The sequence below is a fragment of the Jannaschia aquimarina genome (genome assembly GCF_000877395.1).
Lineage (GTDB): Bacteria > Pseudomonadota > Alphaproteobacteria > Rhodobacterales > Rhodobacteraceae > Jannaschia > Jannaschia aquimarina.
In genome coordinates this window covers 1-19492 of the sequence record NZ_JYFE01000049.1, presented here as the reverse complement: position 1 = coordinate 19492, position 19492 = coordinate 1, and the positions used below count along the sequence as shown (strand labels likewise).

General features: G+C 69.1%; 20 protein-coding genes. 12 read left to right on the top strand and 8 right to left on the bottom strand.

The features are described 5' to 3' along the window. Window positions 1-50 precede the first annotated feature (50 nt). The gene (gene rpsO / locus jaqu_RS13560; protein WP_043919535.1) at window positions 51-320 is read right to left on the bottom strand and encodes a 30S ribosomal protein S15; all 270 of its coding nucleotides are present in this window, start codon (window positions 318-320) and stop codon (window positions 51-53) included. A gap of 211 nt (window positions 321-531) precedes the next feature. Between rpsO and jaqu_RS13555 the strand changes: the two genes are divergently transcribed. Next, entirely contained in the window at window positions 532-1581 is a 1050-nt protein-coding gene (locus jaqu_RS13555; RefSeq protein ID WP_052500972.1) for a calcium-binding protein, read from the top strand. Window positions 1582-1687: 106 nt separating this feature from the next. Here the strand turns inward: jaqu_RS13555 and jaqu_RS13550 are convergent, their stop codons facing one another. The 6 genes from jaqu_RS13550 to rbfA form a co-directional block, all read right to left on the bottom strand. Continuing rightward, a complete protein-coding gene (locus tag jaqu_RS13550) occupies window positions 1688-2578 on the bottom strand; it encodes an alpha/beta fold hydrolase (RefSeq protein ID WP_043919534.1) in 891 nt (296 codons plus the stop codon). Beyond that, window positions 2575-3090, bottom strand: a complete 516-nt coding sequence (locus jaqu_RS13545) for a DUF1643 domain-containing protein (protein WP_043919533.1) — start codon at window positions 3088-3090, stop codon at window positions 2575-2577. Before jaqu_RS13545 ends, jaqu_RS13550 begins: the two co-directional genes overlap by 4 nt. A gap of 103 nt (window positions 3091-3193) precedes the next feature. After that, a complete protein-coding gene (locus tag jaqu_RS13540) occupies window positions 3194-3670 on the bottom strand; it encodes a hypothetical protein (RefSeq protein WP_043919532.1) in 477 nt (158 codons plus the stop codon). A gap of 177 nt (window positions 3671-3847) precedes the next feature. Further along, a complete protein-coding gene (gene truB / locus jaqu_RS13535; RefSeq protein ID WP_043919531.1) occupies window positions 3848-4747 on the bottom strand; it encodes a tRNA pseudouridine(55) synthase TruB in 900 nt (299 codons plus the stop codon). Next, window positions 4747-5460: a phosphodiester glycosidase family protein gene (locus tag jaqu_RS13530; RefSeq protein WP_052500971.1), complete on the bottom strand. Its 714-nt coding sequence runs from the start codon at window positions 5458-5460 to the stop codon at window positions 4747-4749. The genes truB and jaqu_RS13530 overlap by 1 nt, the downstream gene beginning before the upstream one ends. After that, window positions 5457-5876, bottom strand: coding sequence for a 30S ribosome-binding factor RbfA (gene rbfA, locus jaqu_RS13525; RefSeq protein ID WP_043919530.1), 420 nt, complete (start codon window positions 5874-5876; stop codon window positions 5457-5459). The genes jaqu_RS13530 and rbfA overlap by 4 nt, the downstream gene beginning before the upstream one ends. A 437-nt stretch (window positions 5877-6313) precedes the next feature. On the opposite strand from rbfA, the gene dapB reads away from it, so the two are divergent. Both dapB and jaqu_RS13515 read left to right on the top strand, forming a co-directional pair. Next, complete coding sequence (dapB, locus tag jaqu_RS13520) at window positions 6314-7117, top strand: 4-hydroxy-tetrahydrodipicolinate reductase (protein WP_043919529.1); 804 nt, start codon at window positions 6314-6316, stop codon at window positions 7115-7117. 245 nt (window positions 7118-7362) lie between these two features. Next, on the top strand, window positions 7363-7710 hold the full coding sequence (locus tag jaqu_RS13515) for a hypothetical protein (protein ID WP_043919528.1): 348 nt from the start codon (window positions 7363-7365) through the stop codon (window positions 7708-7710). Between the two features lie 12 nt (window positions 7711-7722). On the opposite strand, the gene jaqu_RS13510 is transcribed toward jaqu_RS13515, so the two are convergent. Then, window positions 7723-8010, bottom strand: coding sequence for a DUF1674 domain-containing protein (locus jaqu_RS13510; protein ID WP_236687860.1), 288 nt, complete (start codon window positions 8008-8010; stop codon window positions 7723-7725). Window positions 8011-8056: 46 nt separating this feature from the next. Here jaqu_RS13510 and jaqu_RS13505 point away from each other — a divergent pair, with 46 nt between their 5' ends. The 9 genes from jaqu_RS13505 to jaqu_RS13465 all read left to right on the top strand — a co-directional run bounded on the left by jaqu_RS13505 (window position 8057) and on the right by jaqu_RS13465 (window position 19417). Next, window positions 8057-9307 (top strand): RsmB/NOP family class I SAM-dependent RNA methyltransferase, encoded by a 1251-nt coding sequence (locus jaqu_RS13505; protein WP_236687859.1) that lies wholly within the window; start codon window positions 8057-8059, stop codon window positions 9305-9307. A gap of 60 nt (window positions 9308-9367) precedes the next feature. Beyond that, window positions 9368-11086, top strand: coding sequence for a heparinase II/III family protein (locus tag jaqu_RS13500; protein ID WP_043919527.1), 1719 nt, complete (start codon window positions 9368-9370; stop codon window positions 11084-11086). A 14-nt stretch (window positions 11087-11100) separates the two neighbouring features. Then, window positions 11101-12666 (top strand): bifunctional phosphoribosylaminoimidazolecarboxamide formyltransferase/IMP cyclohydrolase, encoded by a 1566-nt coding sequence (purH, locus tag jaqu_RS13495; RefSeq protein WP_043919526.1) that lies wholly within the window; start codon window positions 11101-11103, stop codon window positions 12664-12666. Between the two features lie 3 nt (window positions 12667-12669). Further along, window positions 12670-13146: a signal peptidase II gene (gene lspA / locus jaqu_RS13490; RefSeq protein WP_043919525.1), complete on the top strand. Its 477-nt coding sequence runs from the start codon at window positions 12670-12672 to the stop codon at window positions 13144-13146. Between the two features lie 27 nt (window positions 13147-13173). Continuing rightward, window positions 13174-13671 carry a DUF3035 domain-containing protein gene (locus jaqu_RS13485; protein WP_043919524.1) on the top strand — a complete coding sequence of 166 codons (498 nt, stop codon included), beginning with the start codon at window positions 13174-13176 and terminating at the stop codon, window positions 13669-13671. Window positions 13672-13790: 119 nt separating this feature from the next. Beyond that, window positions 13791-15203, top strand: a complete 1413-nt coding sequence (locus jaqu_RS13480; protein ID WP_043919523.1) for a M16 family metallopeptidase — start codon at window positions 13791-13793, stop codon at window positions 15201-15203. Window positions 15204-15208: 5 nt separating this feature from the next. Continuing rightward, complete coding sequence (locus jaqu_RS13475) at window positions 15209-16540, top strand: M16 family metallopeptidase (RefSeq protein ID WP_043919587.1); 1332 nt, start codon at window positions 15209-15211, stop codon at window positions 16538-16540. 101 nt (window positions 16541-16641) lie between these two features. After that, window positions 16642-18423, top strand: coding sequence for a DNA mismatch repair endonuclease MutL (gene mutL, locus jaqu_RS13470; RefSeq protein ID WP_043919522.1), 1782 nt, complete (start codon window positions 16642-16644; stop codon window positions 18421-18423). Window positions 18424-18508: 85 nt separating this feature from the next. Beyond that, entirely contained in the window at window positions 18509-19417 is a 909-nt protein-coding gene (locus jaqu_RS13465; protein WP_052500970.1) for a DNA recombination protein RmuC, read from the top strand. The last annotated feature ends 75 nt before the right edge of the window (window positions 19418-19492 follow it).

Below are 19492 nucleotides of genomic sequence, written 5' to 3'. Positions count from 1 at the left end.
AAGACAAAGGGCCGCCCGGACGGACGGCCCTGCATAACGGATGACGGCGTTCAGCGGCGGATGCCGAGACGCTTGATCAGATCCTGATAACGCGCTTCGTCCTTGGCGCGCGTGTAGTCCAGCAGCTTCCGGCGCTGGGCGACCAGCTTCAGCAGGCCACGCCGGGAGTGGTTGTCCTTCTTGTGCGTCTTGAAGTGCTCGGTCAGCGTGGTGATCCGACTCGTCAGGATCGCGACCTGCACCTCCGGCGAACCGGTATCGCCATCCTTGGTGCCGTATTCCTTGATCAGCTTCTGCTTCTCGTCTGCAGTTATCGACATCGGGGTCTCCTGGGTTTGGTGTGAATGGCGCCGTCCGGGATGTCGTCCAGTCCGGGCCCATGGAGCGAAGCCGCCCGCTAGACCATCGGACGGCAATTGAAAACCCCCTTCGGTATACGGCGTATTAACCCTGACGGCAGTCATTCGATGCATCGCCACTACTAGGCTGCTAAGAGACCCTGGGGTGTTCTCGATCGGTCGGAGTTCCGTGATGCTATCCATCTTTGCCGCGTTCGGCACCCTTCTTGGGGGTCTCGCCGTGCTGGATCCTTTCGGCGTCCGGTCCGACGGCGATGCCGACGAACAATCGGCCCGCGAGGCCGATATCGAACAGGCCCTGGACGAAGACATCTCGGACTTCCTCGACCTCGAAGAGAACGAGGCGGCCGGGATCGACGTCGCAGCCCCTGCCGCGGCTGAGGCCGGGACCACCGCCACCGAATGGAGGGTGCCGGGCGGGGAAATTGACGGCCATCACGCATGTGACGCCGTGCCGGGTCAGCATCTCAGCGACAGTCGCGGTGGCGACCTGTCCGTGCCGCTTCGCCTGCTCGACGACGGCATCACAGGCGGTTCCGACGAAGATCTCCTGACCGGCAGCGAACGCTCCGACCTGATCATGGGGAACGACGGGTCTGATACGCTGTCAGGCGGATACGGGGCGGATTATCTCGACGGTGGTTCCGGGGACGATGTCGTCCGCGGCGGTCGGGGGGACGACCATATCGTCGGCGATACCGGCGACGATATCCTCGCCGGTGCGGACGGTGACGACCTGATCGACGGGGGTGACGGCGACGACACGCTCTATGGCGGCGACGGGGATGACAGGCTCTTCGGGCAACTCGGCGCGGACATGCTCAAGGGCGGCGGCGGCAACGACCTTCTTGACGGAACCTACGCTGACGAAGGGGTATACCCCGACGGAGGCGATACGCTGATGGGCGAGGACGGCGACGACATCCTTGCGCTCGGACAGGGCGACGTCGCTTTCGGTGGCGATGGCGCGGATCTCTACCTTTTCTCCGGCCCCGGGATCGGCGCCTTCGGAACGGAGGCGCTGGCGGATCTGCCGCGCGTGGCGGATTTCGACATTCAGCACGACATGCTGGAGATCTTGATCGAGGATGGCCGGCCCGGCGAAATCGCGACCCGCGCAGAGGATGGCGGGCTGACAGTGCTGATCGACGGTCAAGCGGTAGCGCGGCTTGACGGCCTCACATCACTGGACCCCGCCCTAATCCGCTTCGCGGCCGCCTGACCACCCGGAATCGGCAGGGGGCGAACCGCTGACGAATCCGACCGGGCAGCGGGATAGCCCGCAGGTCTCGCGCGCGAGCGGGCACCGGCTCGATGCGCCAGCGACACTAGGCGGGCCCTTGATGCTCGAAATGACCGAGAAGCGCCGACGATACCGCATCGGGAACTTCTTCCGGCGCAAAATGCCCTGACGGCACCGCAACGTCTTCCAAAGGCCTGGCACACCAGTCGCGCCAGATCCCGGCGGGATCACCGGTCCGCGCGGGAAACCCCGTTTCGGCCCAGATGAAGCGCATCGGAGCGCGGATCTGCTGACCGGCTGCCCGGCTCTCCGCGTCGATCCGTCGGTCCGCATGAAAGCCGGCGCGGTAATCCGCGCACATCGCCGTCAGACGCGCCGGGTCGCAGGCTTGCGCACGATAGCTGTCCAGTGCCTCCGCTTCGAAGCAATCAAGCGACTTCGCGCGGGTCCAACTTGCCAGTGTGTGATCGATCCAGCCGGACGGGTCCGCGGATAAGAGACGCTCCGGCATCGGCGCGGGTTGAGCGAGGAATGTCCAATGGTAGGCGGCAAACCCGAGATCCGCGTCCCACGCTTCCCAGAAGTCGAGCGTTGGCACGACCTCCAGGATCGCGAGGCGGTCCAGACGGTCGGGGTGATCCAAGGCGAAGCGATACGCCACACGCGCACCGCGGTCATGACCCGCGACATGCGCCCTCGCATGGCCCAGGTCGTCGAGGATCGCCACGAGATCCAGCGCCATGCGCCGTTTCGAATAGGTCTCGTGCTGCGGGTCGTCGGCAGGCGCGTCGCTATCGCCGTACCCCCTGAGATCGGGGAGGATGCATGTAAATCGCTCCGACAGGGCAGGCAGCAGGGGCAACCAGCATCGATGATTCTGCGGGAACCCGTGCAGGAGGACCAAGGGCGGTCCGCTGCCAGCCACCCGAACGGCGAGGCGGGTTCCGTCGGGGGCGGCTACGAAACGGGGTGTCATGCAACCTCCCAGGGTTCTGGCTGAACGGCATATCCGATGTAGAGCGGATGCTTCGGATGCCCGGCCTTGGACAGCCCCAGCGACAGGAGCCGATGCCCCCTTCGGCGCAGCAGGGCCTCGACCTCCGGGCCGCGATGCAGGTGCTCCCCGTGGGTCCCCCAGGCGCAGATGATCTCATCGGCCCAGTCGGCGGCTTCCAGGATCGCGGCATCGTTCTGAGGTCGGCCCACGGGATCGGGCTGCGCCCGCATGTCGCGCGGATCCGTCGCTCGATACGCGAAGATATTCGTGACCCGGAACGCGCCGAACCCCAGGGCCCGCGCGCGCCGCTCGCACCGCTCGACTGTCGGGTCATTCGAGAGTTCCGTCGCGGTGGAAGGGTTGAGCATCACGAAGTTCGCCCGCCTGCCGTCAGGCTCCCAGATGCGCGTGAGATCGTAACGATAGGCAAGGCAGTCGGAATAGGTCGCCGTGGACGGCGCATCGCCTTTGATATGCTCTTTGCGGATCATCGCCGCGCTTCTTGCATGACAGACGAGGACGAAGCCAGTGCGGCAGGAGAGAAGGGCTCCTCCGGCGAAAAGGACGCGCCGGAAGAGCAGCGATCATCCGCCTTCAGGCAAGTGCAGGCACAGCATCCTGACGGGGCAGCATTTGCTCGATCACCGCGGCGGCGACCATGCCATAGAGCACATGCCCCCAGAGCGCGACCCAGGTGATCCCGGTGAAGCCAAGGAAGGCCGGGTTGCCCGCAACCAGATGCGCCATGACGTAGAGCGCGAAAATCCAAAGGCCGACGCCGTAGGCAGCCGACACGAGGCTCCAATGCATCCAGGGTGTGACGCGTGCGGCGACCTGGCGCGCGACCAGCAGATAGCCCAGCGGATAGGCCATCAGACCCGTCAGGATATGGAGGATTTCGGCCAAGGATTTGGAATTGATGCCGGTGACGGTGTTGATCGTCTGTTGCGCCAGGCCGACGGGCGCAAGCGTGGCGTATCCGGCCAGCGGCGAAAGGCCTTGTCCGAAGAGGTCGAAGGCGATCGTCGCGAGGGCGCCGGAAACGAGAAGGGTCCAGAAGGTGCGTGTCATGGATGCGGGTCCTTGAGATCTGAGGGCGAGAGGTCGCCCGTTGCTTGGCCAGACCCTACCCGGCCGCCCCGCGATCGAGGCAGCCCCCCTCACGCGACTGTGCCCCGCCCGGGACGGCCAGCCGCGAATTCCGTGATCGAATGAAACAAAACCGCCCTTTGACAGGCGAACGGTATTTCAGAACCGGAACACCCGCGTGGGGTGCAACTGACCGGCGCGATAAATGCCGATAGCGACCGGACGGCCGTGATCCGAGGCCCAGGCTTCCGCGCCGTAATCCACACCCCGGATCACATCCCCCGGATTGCCATTCGCGATCCGCGAGGCGTCCCCCATCGCGCACGGCAGTTCGGGCAGGGAAGCGAGGCCCAGCTCCATTGGCAGGAGCCTTGCATCCAGCGCCGGGCTCCGGGCCTCGGCCTCAAGCGTTTCGAGCGAGACGCCCTCCTCGACCCGGAACGGGCCGGACCATTCGCGGCGCAGCCATGCGACATGCCCCAGGCAGCCCAGCGCGCGGCCAAGATCACGCGCGATCGCGCGAACGTAGCCGCCCTTGCCGCATGTCATCGCAAGCTCTGCCCCATCCTCGTCGGACGCGACCACTTCCAGCGATGCGACATGCAGGGGGCGCGACTGCAACTCGACCACCTCTCCGTCCCGAGCGAGATCGTAGGCGCGCGCGCCATCCACCTTCACGGCGGACACCTGCGGCGGGATCTGCTCGATAGTGCCCCGGAATGCCGGTAGGGCGTCGGCCAGGGCCTGATCGTCGGGGCGCTGCTCGGACGTCCGCACCACCTCGCCGGCGGCATCATCCGTGCTCGTCTCGGCGCCCCAGGCAATGCGGAAACGGTAGTGTTTGTCCGCATCGGTCACGTAGGGAACCGTCTTCGTCGCCTCACCCAGTGCAACGGCCAGAACACCGGTCGCGTCTGGGTCGAGCGTGCCGGCATGGCCCGCCTTCTTCGCATCGAAGGCCCAGCGGACCTTGTTGACGACGGCCGACGATGTGATCCCTGCGGGCTTGTCCACGACCAGCCAGCCATGGACGTCCCTGCCCTTTCGCCTCCGTCCCATCAGCGCGGCCTCACCGCAACGATGGGCCCCATCGGCAGGCCCCGATCCGAACGCCCCATGACCGGCGCATGCAGCTTGGAAACGCGGCCGTCCAGATAGAGCGCATCCCGCACGCCGAGGCGGTCACGGAACAGCGTGGCGAGGTCATGGAACGGGACGGGACCCTCTGAGATGACGAAGTGCACGCGCTCGCCATCGGGCGTGGCGCCCACACCGTTCCGGACGGCGGTATAGGGGCTGTCCGGTATGAAGCGGGGATGGAGGTCCCCGTCGATCACCAGCATCGGGCCCGACTGCGTGGCATGCGTGCAGTCCGGCGGATCGGCAGCGTAGGCGCGGCTTTCGATCACCCGGGCGCGGGCGCCCTCAATGCAGAGCAACCCGTTGGGGAGCATGCCGAAATTCCCCGGACCGGCGCGCGTCACGAGCGGCGCGGACTGGTGTCCGTCTTCGATATAGAGCCCGACCGGCGCTCGGTCCCGGTGGTACATCCCGGCATTCATCGCGAACAGCGCGGCACCACCTGCCGCCTCCATCGCGGCAAACGTATACAGAGGGCTGCCGTCGGGACCCGTCAGATGGAGATCGATGCGATGGCGGGAGAGGTCGGCGGTACAGATCACGTAGGTCGAGCCCTTGTGTTCGGCAGTCTCGCACGGCTCTGCCGCGGTAACAAAGGGCAACAGGATCAAGAAGATGACGAGGCGGATCATGACTCCTGCTCTCCGCCCTCCTCATCCGCATCGAGATCCTGACGGACCTTGTCCTGGGCGAAGAGGCGGCGGGTATCGTCCATGCGGTCGAAGGTCTCGTCGATCCGGAAACGAAGGTCGGGCGTGCTCTTGGTCGTCAGCTTGCGGCCGAGAGCGCGACGCAGCTCTCCCCGGTTGCGGGCGAGCGCGGCGATGGCCTCGTCCCGGCCCTTGCCGCCCAGCGGCATGATCCAGGCGGTCGCGACGCGCAGGTCCGGAGAAACCGTGACTTCTCCGACGGTTATGGACATGGCGTTCAATTCGGGATCGTGAACCTCTCCCTGCATGAGAACGTCTGAAAGCGTCCGGCGAACCAATTCGCCCACGCGGAGCTGGCGTTGGCTGGGGCCGGGACCGGTGTCGAAACGCTTGGCCATGTCGTCCTCCGGGATGGGGTGAGGGGCGGCAGATAGGCTGTCTGACAGGGCGCCGCAACCGCGGAAACTGTTGTGCACCCCCCGTGCACCCCCTGTGCACCCCCCGTCTGCACAAATGGCACCGGCTCGGTACCTTCGTCTTTGCCCGCTCGCAGGCGGACCGGTTGCGCGCCGCCCTTGGCGGCACGCCCGGGAGCGGATCGGACGGGGCATCGAGCCCCGTCCGATCCGGGCCTCCGGCGGGGATACTTGAAAAGCAGAGAAGGCGCGCACGTCCATGCGGGCGGCGCGATGACTTTGCGGTAGACGCGGCGTGCCGATCCATGGGTCCGGGCGGTGGTTCATCCGGGACAGTGTCGCTTTCCCGGTCGATTGCGGATGCGCTGCGGAACAGGCCCGGCTATGCACCCTGTCGAGATGGCGAGGGAGTTTCGGAGATGAGCGTTCGCATCGTGGTGATGGGCGGATCGGGCCGGATGGGCCGGATGCTGTGCGAGGTGATCGACGCGAGCGCCGAGGCCAGCCTGATCGGCGTGACCGAAGCACCCGACCACCCCTGGGCCGGGCGCGATCTGGGCGAGGCGATGGGCGGTGCGGCCAATGGCGTGAAGGTGACCGACGACCCGATCACCGTGGTCAAGGACGCCCATGCGGTGATCGACTTCACAACCCCCGCCGCGACCGTCGCCATGGCCGAGCTGTGCGCGCAGGCCCGCGCCGTCCATGTGGTCGGGACCACCGGGCTGGCGCCGGACGACCTCGCCGCCCTGGGCCGTGCCGCGCGTCATGCCCCCGTCGTGCGAGCGGGCAACATGAGCTTGGGGGTGAACCTGCTGACGCAGCTTGTCCGGCAGGCCGCGGGTGCCTTGGGCGAGGATTACGACATCGAAATCGTCGAGGCCCATCATCGCCACAAGGTCGATGCGCCATCCGGCACGGCGCTGATGCTGGGCGACGCGGCCGCCGAGGGTCGCGGCGTCTCGCTGGACGAGGTGGCCACTCGCGGGCGGGATGGCATCACCGGTCCGCGCAAGGCGGGCACGATCGGCTTTCACGCCATCCGGGGCGGCGACGTCGTGGGCGATCACGAGGTGATCTTCGCCGCGGACGGAGAGCGGATCACGCTTGGGCACAAGGCCTCGGACCGGTCGGTCTTTGCCCGCGGCGCGCTTCGGGCGGCGATCTGGGGGCAGGACAAGGGGCCCGGCGAATACGATATGCTGGACGTGCTGGGATTGTGATAGACGGATCGGACCGCGCCGGGCATCGAGCCCGCCCCGGTCCGGCGAGGGGCGCTGCCCCTCGTGCTCCCCGGGATATTTGAAGCAGGATGAGGAGGGTTCGGAAACGCTCCGCACGGTTCGGGATGGTTTCGCTTTCGGTCTCGTGCGCCCCGCCGTCCGCCGTCGCCACGCGGTCAGCCGGGACTCTCCGGTTGCGGATCAAGCGGACTCATCCGAAGCCGCCCGGTCCGCGTATAGTCTTCATGCGCTTCCTTCTCGTTGCTCTCCTGTTTGCCATGCCGTTGCCGGCCGCCGCCTTCGAGCGGGTGACGTCGCGCGATGCCTTCCTGTCCGTCGTCGAGGGCAAGCGCCTGATCGGGGCGCGCGGTGTCGTGCTGGCCGTCGGTCGAAACGGCACGATCGCGGGACGCGGGTTCGGGCTGCGGGTGCGCGGCGGCTGGCGCTGGGCGGACGGGTTCTTCTGCCGGACGCTGGATACGGCGCTGCGCGACTTTCCCGAGGATTGCCAACTGGTGCAGGTCCAGGGCGACGTCGTACGCTTCACCGCACAGCGCGGCCGGGGCGACGTGGCGGATCTGCGGATCGAGTGAGGCGCGGCGGCCTCAGAAGTCGATCGCCAGCCCCTTCTTTTCCCAGTCTCCGTAGCGCACCGGCTCTGGTCCGTCGCGGCCGCCGAGTTCGACCGGCAGGTCAGGGAGTTCATTGCGTCGCGCCTCCGCCTCTTCCAGCGCGCGGCGCGCGGCGGGCGGCAGGGCAGCGCGGCGCGCGGCCTCCTGCTCGGGCGTGAGGGGGGCGGGCGTCTCTGCCACGTGACGGGGCGCGGTGGGACAGGCGGGCGCGTCCTCGGACGCCTGCGGAAGGTCGGCGGGATCGACGGTCATGCGCTGCATCGCGGCCTCCTTGCCCTGAGCCTGCCTAGGATATACGCGCCCCGGGATGTCGAACAAGAGCATGTCAGAGGGTCTGGAGGCCCGCCGCGCCGCCTTGCGCCTGCTGGGACAGGTCACGCGCGACGGCGAGATGCTGGGCGATACCGGAGGGCGCGGGGCGCTGGGCGCGCGGGCGCTGCGGCTGGCCGGGCTGGCGCTGCGCCATCTGGGCCGGTCGGATGCCATCATCGCCGACCGGCTGGAGCGGCCACCCGCGCCCCGAACCCGCGACGTGCTGCGGTTGGCCCTGGCCGAGATCCATGCGGGCGACGGGGCGGCGCATGGTGTGGTGAACGATGCGGTGGCTCTGGCGAAGATGTCGCCCAAGACGGCCAAGCAGGCGGGCCTCGTCAACGCGGTTCTGCGGGGCGTGACGGCGGATGATTGGGACGCGGCCCCGCCGCCGCGCCTGCCGCGCTGGCTGAGGGCGCCGGTGCACAAAGCCTGGGGTGACCGGCTGGACGGGATCGAAGCGGCGCACCTCGTGGGCGCGCCGCTGGACCTGACGGTGAAGACGGATGCCGATGGCTGGGCCGCGCGGCTGGGGGCGCAGGTGCTGCCGACCGGGTCGCTGCGCCTGCCAAGCGGGCAGGTCACGGCGCTGGAGGGTTATGACGACGGCGCCTGGTGGGTGCAGGACGCCGCGGCCGCGATCCCGGCGCGCGCGCTGGGCGACGTCTCCGGCCTGCGGGTACTGGACCTGTGCGCCGCGCCGGGCGGTAAGATGCTGCAACTGGCCGCCGCTGGCGCGCAGGTGACGGCGCTGGACGTGTCGGAAGGGCGCCTGAGGCGCTTGCGGCGGAACCTGGAGCGCACCGGTCTGTCCGCCGAGATCGTCGTGGCCGACGCCCTGGATTGGGAGCCGGAGGCGCCGTTCGACGCGGTGCTGCTGGACGCGCCCTGCTCGGCCACGGGGACGATCCGGCGGCACCCGGACCTGCCCTGGCGCAAGGGCGTGCGCGACGTGGAGGCGTTGACGAAGCTGCAATACCGCCTGCTGGACCGCGCCATCGGTTTTGCGGCACCGGGAGGGCGGATGGTGTTCTGCACCTGCTCGCTGCTGCCGGTGGAGGGGGAGCATCAGGTCCGCGCGGCGCTCAAGCGGCACGAGGGGCTGGAGGCGGTGACACCGGAGCCGGGAACGTTGGGTCTGCCGGAGGAGGCCGCCTCGCCGAATGGGCTGCGGCTATTGCCCGACCTGTGGCCGGAACTCGGCGGAATGGACGGCTTCTACATCTCGGTGCTGCGGCGCGCGTGACAGCGCCGTCCGCGCTTTCTAGGGTGTGCGAAAGCCCCGGGCAGAGGGCGTGAGGATCGAATGGGCAGCTTCGTGACCGATCTGACCACCCGCTGGCGGGTGGCCCGCGCCGCTCCGGGTCGGGGGGCGCGCAGCCTCGTCTGGCAACCGCATCCGCGCGGCGTGGGGTCGGCGCATGTGGGCCGGCGGATCCTGGGCGGAACCTGGCATCTGACGGGTCAGGTGGTCGAGGGGAGCGATCCCTGGGCGTTGAAGGCGCCGTCGCTGGCCTTTGCGCGGGCGCTGCACGGCTTCGGCTGGCTGGACGACGTGATGGCGGTGGGCGACGCGCGGGCCCGGCATGCGGCGCAAGGCTGGATCGCGGGGTGGCTACGCCGGTACGGGCGCGGGCGGGGACCGGGCTGGGCGCCCGCCTTGGCGGGGCGGCGGCTGCTGCGCTGGCTGGCCCATGCGCCCGCGCTGCTCGGCGACATGGACGACCGCGACCAAGCGGCGTGGTTCGAGGCGGCGTACCGCCATGCGGGATATCTGCGTCGCCATGCACGTGACGCGCCGGCGGGGCTGGCGCGGATGGAGGCGGCGGTGGGGTTGCTCTATGCCGGGCTAGTTCTGGAGGGCATGGACGGGCTGCGCGAAGACGCGACGTCGGTCCTGGCGGAAGGATTGCGCCTCGACATCGCAGAGGATGGAGGCATCGCGTCGCGCAATCCCGAGGCGCTGCTGGAGATGATGACGCTGCTGGGCTGGGCCGTGGGCGCATTGCGCGACGGCGGACACGAGGTGCCCCGCGCGCTGGTCTGGGCGCAGGCGCGCGCGATCCCGGCCCTGCGCTCGCTGCGCCACGCCGATGGCCGCCTGGCGCGGTTCCACGGCGGATCGGGCGGACGCGACGGGCAGCTCGACCGGGTCTTGGCCGAAAGCGGGATCCGCGACCGGGCCGAAGACGGCATGGCGATGGGTTTCCTGTCGGTCGCCCATGGCCGCACCTCGCTGATCGTCGATGCGGCGGTGCCGCCGCGCGGGGAGGCGTCGGCGTCGGCCCATGCATCGACCGGCGCGTTCGAGCTGAGCTCGGGCGCGGGGCCCGTCATCGTGAGCTGCGGACCCGGAGGCGCGTTCGGGCCGGACTGGCACCGGGCCGGGCGGGCGACGGCCTTCCACTCGACGGTCGAGATCGAGGGCGCCTCGTCCTCGCGGATCGGGCCGGTCGAAGGGGGGCCGGGCGCCCGCTACGCACCGCTGATCCAAGGCCCTACCGGCGTGCAGGTCCAGCGCGCGTCCAAGGCCGGGGCCACAACCGTGATCCTGCGCCATGACGGCTATGCCAGGAGCCACGGGCTGCACCATCTGCGCCGGCTGGTCCTGTCGACGGACGGGCGGCGCGTGCAAGGCGAGGACGCGCTTCGCGCCATCGGTGCCGCGGACAAGGACCGCTTCGCGCGCGTGCTGGACGACGGCAAGCCCGACGGGCTGACCTTTCACGTGCGGTTTCACTTCCATCCCGATACCAGCGTCGAGCTGGGCATGGGCGGGACCGCCGCCGCGATCGAGTTGCCCACCGGCGAGACCTGGGTGCTGCGCACCGGGCGGCCGGTCTCGATGCGGCTGGATAGCTCGGTCCATCTCGATCCCGCGCGCCTCTCTCCCCGACCGGCGCAACAGGTGGTTTTCACCGACCGCGTCCTGTCCTATTCGGCCACCATCGACTGGACCCTGACCCGGACACAGGAGGCGCGCGACCTGCCGCCTTCGCCTGCCGAACGCCCGGGTCGCTTCTGACCTGTGAGGCCCCGATGACCGCCATTCCCTGCAAGCGCGCCCTGCTTTCCGTCTCCGACAAGGCGGGGCTGGTGGATCTGGGGCGGGCCCTGGCCGAACGAGGGGTCGAATTGCTGTCCACCGGCGGCTCGGCCAAGGCGTTGCGCGAGGCGGGCCTGGAGGTGCGCGACGTGAACGACCTGACCGGTTTTCCCGAGATGATGGACGGACGGGTCAAGACGCTGCATCCCAAGGTGCATGGCGGGCTGCTGGCGCTGCGCGATGCCCATGCTGACGACATGGAGGCCCACGGGATCGAGCCCATCGACCTGCTGGTCGTGAACCTCTACCCGTTCGAGGCCACCGTGGCATCCGGCGCGGACGAGGTGACGTGCATCGAGAATATCGACATCGGCGGCCCGGCCATGATCCGCGCGGGCGCAAAGAACGTGGGCTTCACCTGCGTGATCACCGACCCCGAGGATTACGACGCGCTGCTGGCCGAGCTCGAGGCAAATGACGGCGCGACCACCTTGCCCTTTCGCAAGCGGCAATCGGCCCGCGCCTATGGCCGGACGGCCGCCTATGACACGGCGGTCTCGACCTGGATGGCCCGCTTCGAGGAGACGCCGCGCCGGGTGGCGGCGGCCGCCCTGCTGCGTCAGGAGTTGCGCTACGGCGAGAACCCGCATCAGGCGGCCGCCTTCTATGCCGATGGCAGCGACCGGCCCGGCGTGGCGACGGCTGTGCAGCATCAGGGCAAGGCGCTGAGCTACAACAATATCAACGACACCGACGCGGCGGTCGAGCTGGTGGCCGAGTTCGACGGCCCCACGGTTGCGATCATAAAGCATGCCAATCCCTGCGGCGTCGCTTCGGGCGCCACGCTGGCCGAAGCCTATGGCCGCGCCTTCGATTGCGACCGGACCTCGGCCTTCGGGGGCATCGTCGCGCTGAACGGGACGCTGGACGCCGAGACGGCGCGCGCCATCGCCGAGATCTTCACCGAGGTGGTCATCGCCCCCGACGCGACGGAGGAGGCCCGCGCCGTCTTCGCCGCCAAGAAGAACCTGCGCCTGCTGACGACGGGCCGCCTGCCCGACCCCGCCGCCCCGCGCCGGGCGATGAAGCAGGTCGCGGGTGGCTGGCTGGTGCAGGACCACGATACCGGGACGCTGTCGGCGTCGGACCTGAAGGTGGCCACCAAACGAACGCCCTCGGACGCCGAGATGCGCGACATGATGTTCGCCTGGCGCGTGGCCAAGCACGTGAAGTCGAACGCCATCGTCTACGCAAAGGACGGCGCGACCGTGGGCATCGGCGCGGGCCAGATGAGCCGTCTGGACAGCTCGCGCATCGCCGCGCGCAAGGCGGCCGACATGGCCGAGGCGCTCGGCCTGCCTGATAGCGCCGCGGCGGGGTCCGTCGTCGCGTCGGACGCCTTCTTCCCCTTCGCCGACGGGTTGATGGCGGCGGCCGAGGCGGGGGCGACCGCGGTGATCCAGCCCGGCGGGTCCATGCGCGACGACGAGGTGATCGCCGCCGCCGACGAGGCCGGGCTCGCCATGGTGCTGACCGGCCAGCGCCATTTCAGGCACTGAGCGATGGGCAAGCTGTGGATCGCGGCCCTCGCGGCCTTCGGGATCGATCAGGCGTCGAAGGTACTCGTGGTGCATATGCTGAACCTCAAGGAGGTTCTGATCATGCCGGTCCTGCCGCCCTACCTCGTCTTCCGGATGGGTTGGAACGAGGGGATCAACTTCGGCATCCCGCTGGCATCGAAATGGGTGCTGGTCGCGCTGGCGGTGGGGATCTGCGCAGCATTGCTCTGGTGGGCGCGGGGCTTCACCCGGCCGATCGCGCTGATCTCGGCGGGGCTGGTCGTGGGCGGCGCGCTGGCCAACGTGCTGGACCGGCTGATCTACGGCGCGGTGGCGGATTTCCTGAACATGTCGTGCTGCGGCATCCAGAACCCGTTCTCGTTCAACCTCGCGGACGTGTTCATCTTCGCGGGCGCGGCGGGTCTGGTGATCTGGGCGGACGATCCGAAGGCGGGTGACGACGCCGCGCGAAGCCGCTAAGACAGCCCCAGGAACGAGGGAAGACGAATGCGCCTGATCGCCACCGGACTGATCCTGACGCTGGCCGCCTGCGGCGGGGGCGATCCGCAGCTCTTCAACCTGCGCAAGACGGACCGGACGCCGGACGAGTTCTCGATCCTGCCGACGAAGCCGCTGCAGCAACCGCCCAGCTACCGCGAATTGCCCCCGCCCATGCCGGGCGGAAACAGCCGCACGGACCCAACGCCGAATGCCGACGCCGTGGCCGCGTTGGGCGGGAACGCGGCCCGTGGCGTGGGCGCGGATGCGGCCCTGATCGGGACCGTGACGCGCTACGGCATCGCGGAGAACATCCGCGGACAACTCGCCGCCGAGGATCTGGACTACCGCCGCCGCAACGACGGCCGCCTGCTGGAGCGGCTGTTCAACGTGAACGTCTATTTCGACGCCTACGAGCCGCTTTCGCTGGACCAGTACGCCGAACTCGAACGCTTGCGCCGCGCCGGCGTGCGTACGCCGGCGGCCCCGCCCGACCCGGCCCGTTGAGGGCAGGTCCGTTCTGACATTTCCGTGACTTCGGTCCGGCGGGTTTCTTCGCCGGGTTGGACTTCGCGGCCCGCGCGCACATCTCCTGTTGCAACAGACAGACGCCCCCGGAGGTCCGATTGCTTCGTTTCATCCCCGCCGCCCTGCTGGCCGCCGCCCCTGCCTTCGCGCAGGAAACCGGCGACGATACGGTCACGACATTCACGCTCGAGAACGGCATGGACGCCATCGTGATCGAGGATCACCGCGCTCCCGTCGTCGTCCACATGGTCTGGTACGATGTCGGCGCCGCGGACGAGCCGCCGGGCAAGTCCGGCATCGCCCACTTCCTGGAACACCTGATGTTCAAGGGCACCGACGACCTGGAACCCGGTGAGTTCAGCCGCACGGTTGAGGCGCAGGGCGGCAGCGACAATGCCTTCACCAGCCTGGATTACACCGGCTACTTCCAGCGGGTCGCCGCCGACCGACTGGGCCTGATGATGGAGATGGAAGCCGACCGGATGCGCGATCTCGTCCTGGACGACGAGGACATGCTGACAGAGCGGGACGTCGTGCTGGAAGAGCGCGCGCAGCGGACCGACAGCAATCCGGGCGCGCTGTTCACGGAACAGCGCATGGCGGCCCAGTACCTGAACCATCCCTACGGCGTTCCGATCATCGGCTGGCAGCACGAGGTCATGGAACTGACGCTGGAGGACGCGCTGGACTTCTACCGGGAATTCTACGCGCCGAACAACGCGACGCTAATCGTCGCGGGCGACGTGGACCCCGCCGAGGTGGAGCGTCTGGCGCGTGAGCATTACGGCCCGATCGAGCCGACCGAGGGTCTGGGCGAGCGCGAGCGGCCGGTCGAGCCGCCTCAGATCGCCCCACGCCGGCTGACGCTGGAGGATACGCGCGTCAGCAACCCTTACGTTATCCGCACCTATCTCGCGCCCGAGCGCGACCCCGGCGACCAGGAAGACGCGGCCGCTCTGACGATCCTGGCGGAACTGCTGGGCGGCTCGTCCCAGACCTCGCTCATGGGTCGGGTCCTGGAGCAGGAAGAAAAGACGGCGGTCTACACGTCGGCCTTCTACAATGGCACCTCCTATGACGACACGACGTTCGGGCTGGTCGTGATCCCGACGCCCGACCGCACGCTGGAGCAGGCCGAGGCCGACCTGGACCGCATGATCGCGCGCCTCTTGGAAGAGGGGATCGACGACGCGGACCTCGAGCGGATCAAGGCGCAGGTGCGCGCCTCGGAGATCTACGCGCGCGACAGCCTTCAGGGCCGTGCACGCAGCTACGGCGTGGCGATCACATCGGGCCTGACGGTCGAGGATGTGCAGCAATGGCCCCGCGTGCTGGAGGCCGTCACCGAGGAAGACGTGCTGGAGGCGGCCGAATTGCTGTTCGACCCGAACCGCTCTGTCACCGGCTATCTGACGCGCCCTGCCGAAGAGACGCCCAGCCCCGCCAGCGCATCCGGCGATGACGTGGATGCAATGAATGCGCCCGACGCGGCGGTCGAGGAGGAAAGCTGATGACGATGCTGTCCCGTTTCCTGGCACCGGTCGCCTTGTTCGCGGCGTTGACGTCCGCCGCCTGGGCCGAAACCGATGTGGATGTTCAGGAAGTCGTCTCTCCGGGCGGGATCACCGCCTGGCTGGTCGAGGAGCCGTCGATCCCCTTCGTGGCGATCGAACTGCGTTTCAAGGGAGGTGCGAGTCTCGACGCCCCCGGCAAGCGCGGCGCGACCAATCTGATGATGGCCACGCTCGAAGAAGGCGCGGGCGAACGCGATGCGCTGGCCTTCGCGCGCGAGGTGGAAACGCTTGCCGCGCGGTTCAGCTTCGAGGCCTACAACGACAGCGTCTCGGTCAGCGCCGCGATGCTGACCGAGAACCGCGACGAGGCGGTGGCGCTGCTGCGCGAGGCGCTGATCTCGCCGCGCTTCGATCAGGCGGCGGTGGACCGGGTGCGCGATCAGGTGCTCGCCGTCATCGCGCAGGACAGCACTGACCCCGGCGAGATCGCCTCGCAGACGATGGCGGCGCTGGCCTTCCCCGACCATCCCTACGGCACGGTGCTGGAAGGAACGCGCGAGACCGTCAGCAGCCTGACGCCGGACGATCTGCGCGAGGCCCATGCCGCCGCTCTGACGCTGGACCGCGTTCGTGTGGGCGTGACCGGCGACATCACCGCTGCCGAACTCGGCCCGCTTCTGGACGAGCTTCTGGGCGATCTTCCGGCCACCGGCGGCCCGGTCGTCGAGGAGGCGGACTATTCTCTGGCCGGCGGTGTGACGGTCGTGGATTTCCCCTCGCCGCAATCGCTGGTCCTGTTCGGCCATGAGGGGATCGAGCGTGAGGACGACGATTTCTTCGCCGCTTTCGTGCTGAACCACATCATCGGCGGACGCGGCTTCAATTCGATCCTCATGAACGAAGTCCGGGTCGAGCGTGGCCTCACCTACGGGATCGGCACGTTCCTCGTGCAGCGCGACCATGCGGAGCAGTATATGGGCCAGTTCTCGTCCTCGAACGACAGGACCGCCGAAGCGGTGCAGATCGTCCGCGACGTCTGGGCCCGCAAGGGCGCCGGCGACATCGACCCGGATGCGCTGGAGGCGGCGAAGACCTACCTGACGGGGGCCTACCCGCTGCGCTTCGACGGGAACTCGAATATCGCCTCGATCCTCGTCGGGATGCAGATGGACGGCATGCCCATCGACTACGTCGCCACGCGCAACGACAAGATCGAAGCGGTCACGGCCGAGGATCTGTCGCGGGTGGCGCAGCGGCTGCTGGACCCGGAGGCGCTGCATTTCGTCGTGGTCGGCCAGCCGGAGGGTCTGGTGACCGGGCCGCTGACCGACTGACCCGACTTACCGGGCCGCGCGCGTAACCATCCACAGGAAAAACCGGCCGCATCGTTGCGGCCGGTTCTAGAATCGGCGGCGTTCATGCTAGATGCAGCGTCATGGGCGCCGCCGACCACAAGATGACCCCCCGACCGATCCGCCAGCTGGATGAAGGCGCGATCAACCGCATCGCCGCGGGCGAAGTGGTCGAGCGCCCCGCCTCGGCAGTCAAGGAACTGGTTGAGAACGCGCTGGACGCCGGGGCCAGCCGCATCGCCGTCGAAATCGCCGAGGGCGGGCGCGCCCTTATCCGGGTGACCGATGACGGCCATGGGATCGCCGCCGCCGATTTGCCGTTGGCCCTGTCACGCCACGCGACCTCCAAGCTGGACGGTGACGATCTGCTGGCAATCCATTCCTTCGGCTTTCGCGGCGAGGCATTGCCCTCGCTCGCCGCGGTGGGACGCCTGAAGATCACCTCGCGCGCCGCGGGGTCGCCGGAGGCCGCGCAGATCCGCGCCGTCGCTGGAAGGGTGGAGGAGGTGCGCCCCGCCGCGCTGACGCGCGGCACCGTGGTCGAGTTGCGCGACCTGTTCTTCGCCACGCCCGCGCGGCTGAAGTTCCTCAAGACCGAGCGGGCCGAGACGATGGCCGTCACCGACACGATCCGCCGCCTCGCCATGGCCGCGCCGGAGGTGGCCTTCACGCTGAGCGATGGGGATCGCGTGCTGTTCCGGGCCGACCCCCACGGCGACCCGCTGGATCGGCTGGCGCTGGTCATCGGGCGTGACTTCCGGGCCGACGCGCTGCCGCTGGATGCAGAGCGGGACGGCTTCCGCCTGGGCGGCCATGCGGCGCTGCCGACATATTCGCGGGGGAACGCGGCGCATCAGTACCTGTTCGTGAACGGCCGACCGGTGCGCGACCGAATGCTGCAGGGCGCCCTGCGCGCGGGCTACGCGGACGTGCTGGCGGGGGGTCGGCACCCGGTGGCCGCCCTGTTCCTGAGGTGCGACGTGCGGCTGGTGGATGTGAACGTGCACCCGGCCAAGACCGAAGTGCGGTTCCGCGAGGCGGGGGTGGTGCGCGGGCTGATCGTCAGCGCCCTGCGCCATGCGCTGGCGCAGGGCGGACATCGCAGCGCGCGCGTCGTCTCGGGCGCGGCGCTGGGGGCCATGGTGCCCGAGCGGCCCGCCGCCCCACGCTACCAGATGGACCGCGCGTCCGCCCCGGCGCGCGCGGCGGCCTACCAGGCGCAGGCACCGATGGAGGGGCTGTCCGAGGCGTCGGGCCGCTTTGAAGAGCCGGACGCCGAGGCCGACCCGGTGGGGCATCCGCTGGGCGCGGCCCGCGCGCAGCTGCACGAGAACTGGATCGTGGCCCAGACCGCCGACGGGATGGTGCTGGTCGACGCCCACGCCGCCCACGAGAGGCTGGTCTACGAGCGGATGAAGGCGCAGGCCCATGGACGCGGCATCCCTGCCCAGGCGCTCCTGATCCCGGAAGTGGTCGAAGTCGGCGACCGGGCCGAGGCGCTGCTGGCGCTGGACCTCGCGCCGCTGGGGCTGGAACTGGAGGCATTCGGGCCGGGCACCGTCGCCGTCCGTGCGACGCCCGCACCGTTGGGGCCATGCGACGCCAAGGCGCTGGTACGGGACCTGCTGGACGAAGTGGAGGATGGGTCGGGCGAGGCGCTGACCCTCAGGGGTCGCGTCGACGCGGTGCTGAGCCGGATGGCCTGTCACGGCTCCGTCCGCACGGGCCGGCGCATGTCGGCGGCCGAGATGAACGCCCTTCTGCGTGAGATGGAGGCGACGCCCCGCTCGGGCCAGTGCAACCACGGACGACCGACCTACGTGAAGCTGGCACTGGCGGATATCGAACGGCTGTTCGGACGCTAGATCGTACGCGGCAGCGGGAGTCGAGGCGGAACAAAACCGGCCCGATGCCCAATTTCCGCCGCAATCCCCTCCCAGATGATGCGGAATGTCGGTCGAAGGCCCCATCATCTGGCTGATTGCGGCGCTTTCGGCGACGATCTGCGTCCTGCTGATCCTGCTGCTCCGCCCCCGGCGGGACCCGCTGGCGGCGCGCACCCACAGGACGCTCGGCGCGTTGCACGAACGTCTGGCCCGGATCGACGCGGCCCAGACCCGGATCGAGACACTCTCCGCGGATGTGCTGGGATTGCAGGACATCCTGTCGAACAAGCAGGCGCGCGGCGCCTTCGGAGAGATCCAGCTGCGCGACATCGTCGGCCGGGCCCTTCCACCGGACGCGGTAAGCTGGCAGGCGACCCTGCGCAACGGACGGCGCCCGGATTGCCTGATCCACCTGCCGGACGCGCCAATGGTCGTGGACGCGAAATTCCCGCTCGAAAGCTTTGAGGCGCTGGCCGCCGATCCGTCAGAGGCGAATGCCCGCGCCTTCCGGTCCGCGATCCGCACCCACCTGCGCGCCATCCACGAGCGTTACCTGATCCCCGGCGAGACGGCGGAGGCGGCGCTGATGTTCCTGCCCTCCGAGGCGATCTTTGCCGAACTGCATGCCCATCACGGCGTCGTCGTGCGCGAAGGGTTCGATCTGGGCGTCTTCACCGTCTCGCCGACGACCTGCATGGCGGTGGTGAACACGTTGCGGGCGGTGCTGCGCGATCACCGGATGCGCGATGCGGCGCGCGACCTGCGGCGTCATCTGGGGCTGTTGCAGCAGGATGTGGCGCTGGTGGTCGAATGGACGGCGAAGCTGGTGGCGCACATGGATCAGGCGCGGCGCGACCTGGACGGGATCGCCACGGCGTCCGAGCGGCTGGCCGGTCGGGCCGCGCGCCTTGAGACGATGGAGATCGAGGCGGATCGCCCGGTGCCCCGGGTGATCCGCCGCGCCTCCGTCTGAGCGGGCAGGTTTCAGAAACACCCCCCGCGCTCACGGCGGCGCGCGCGAGGGCTCACGGATCGTGAGGCCCGTGCG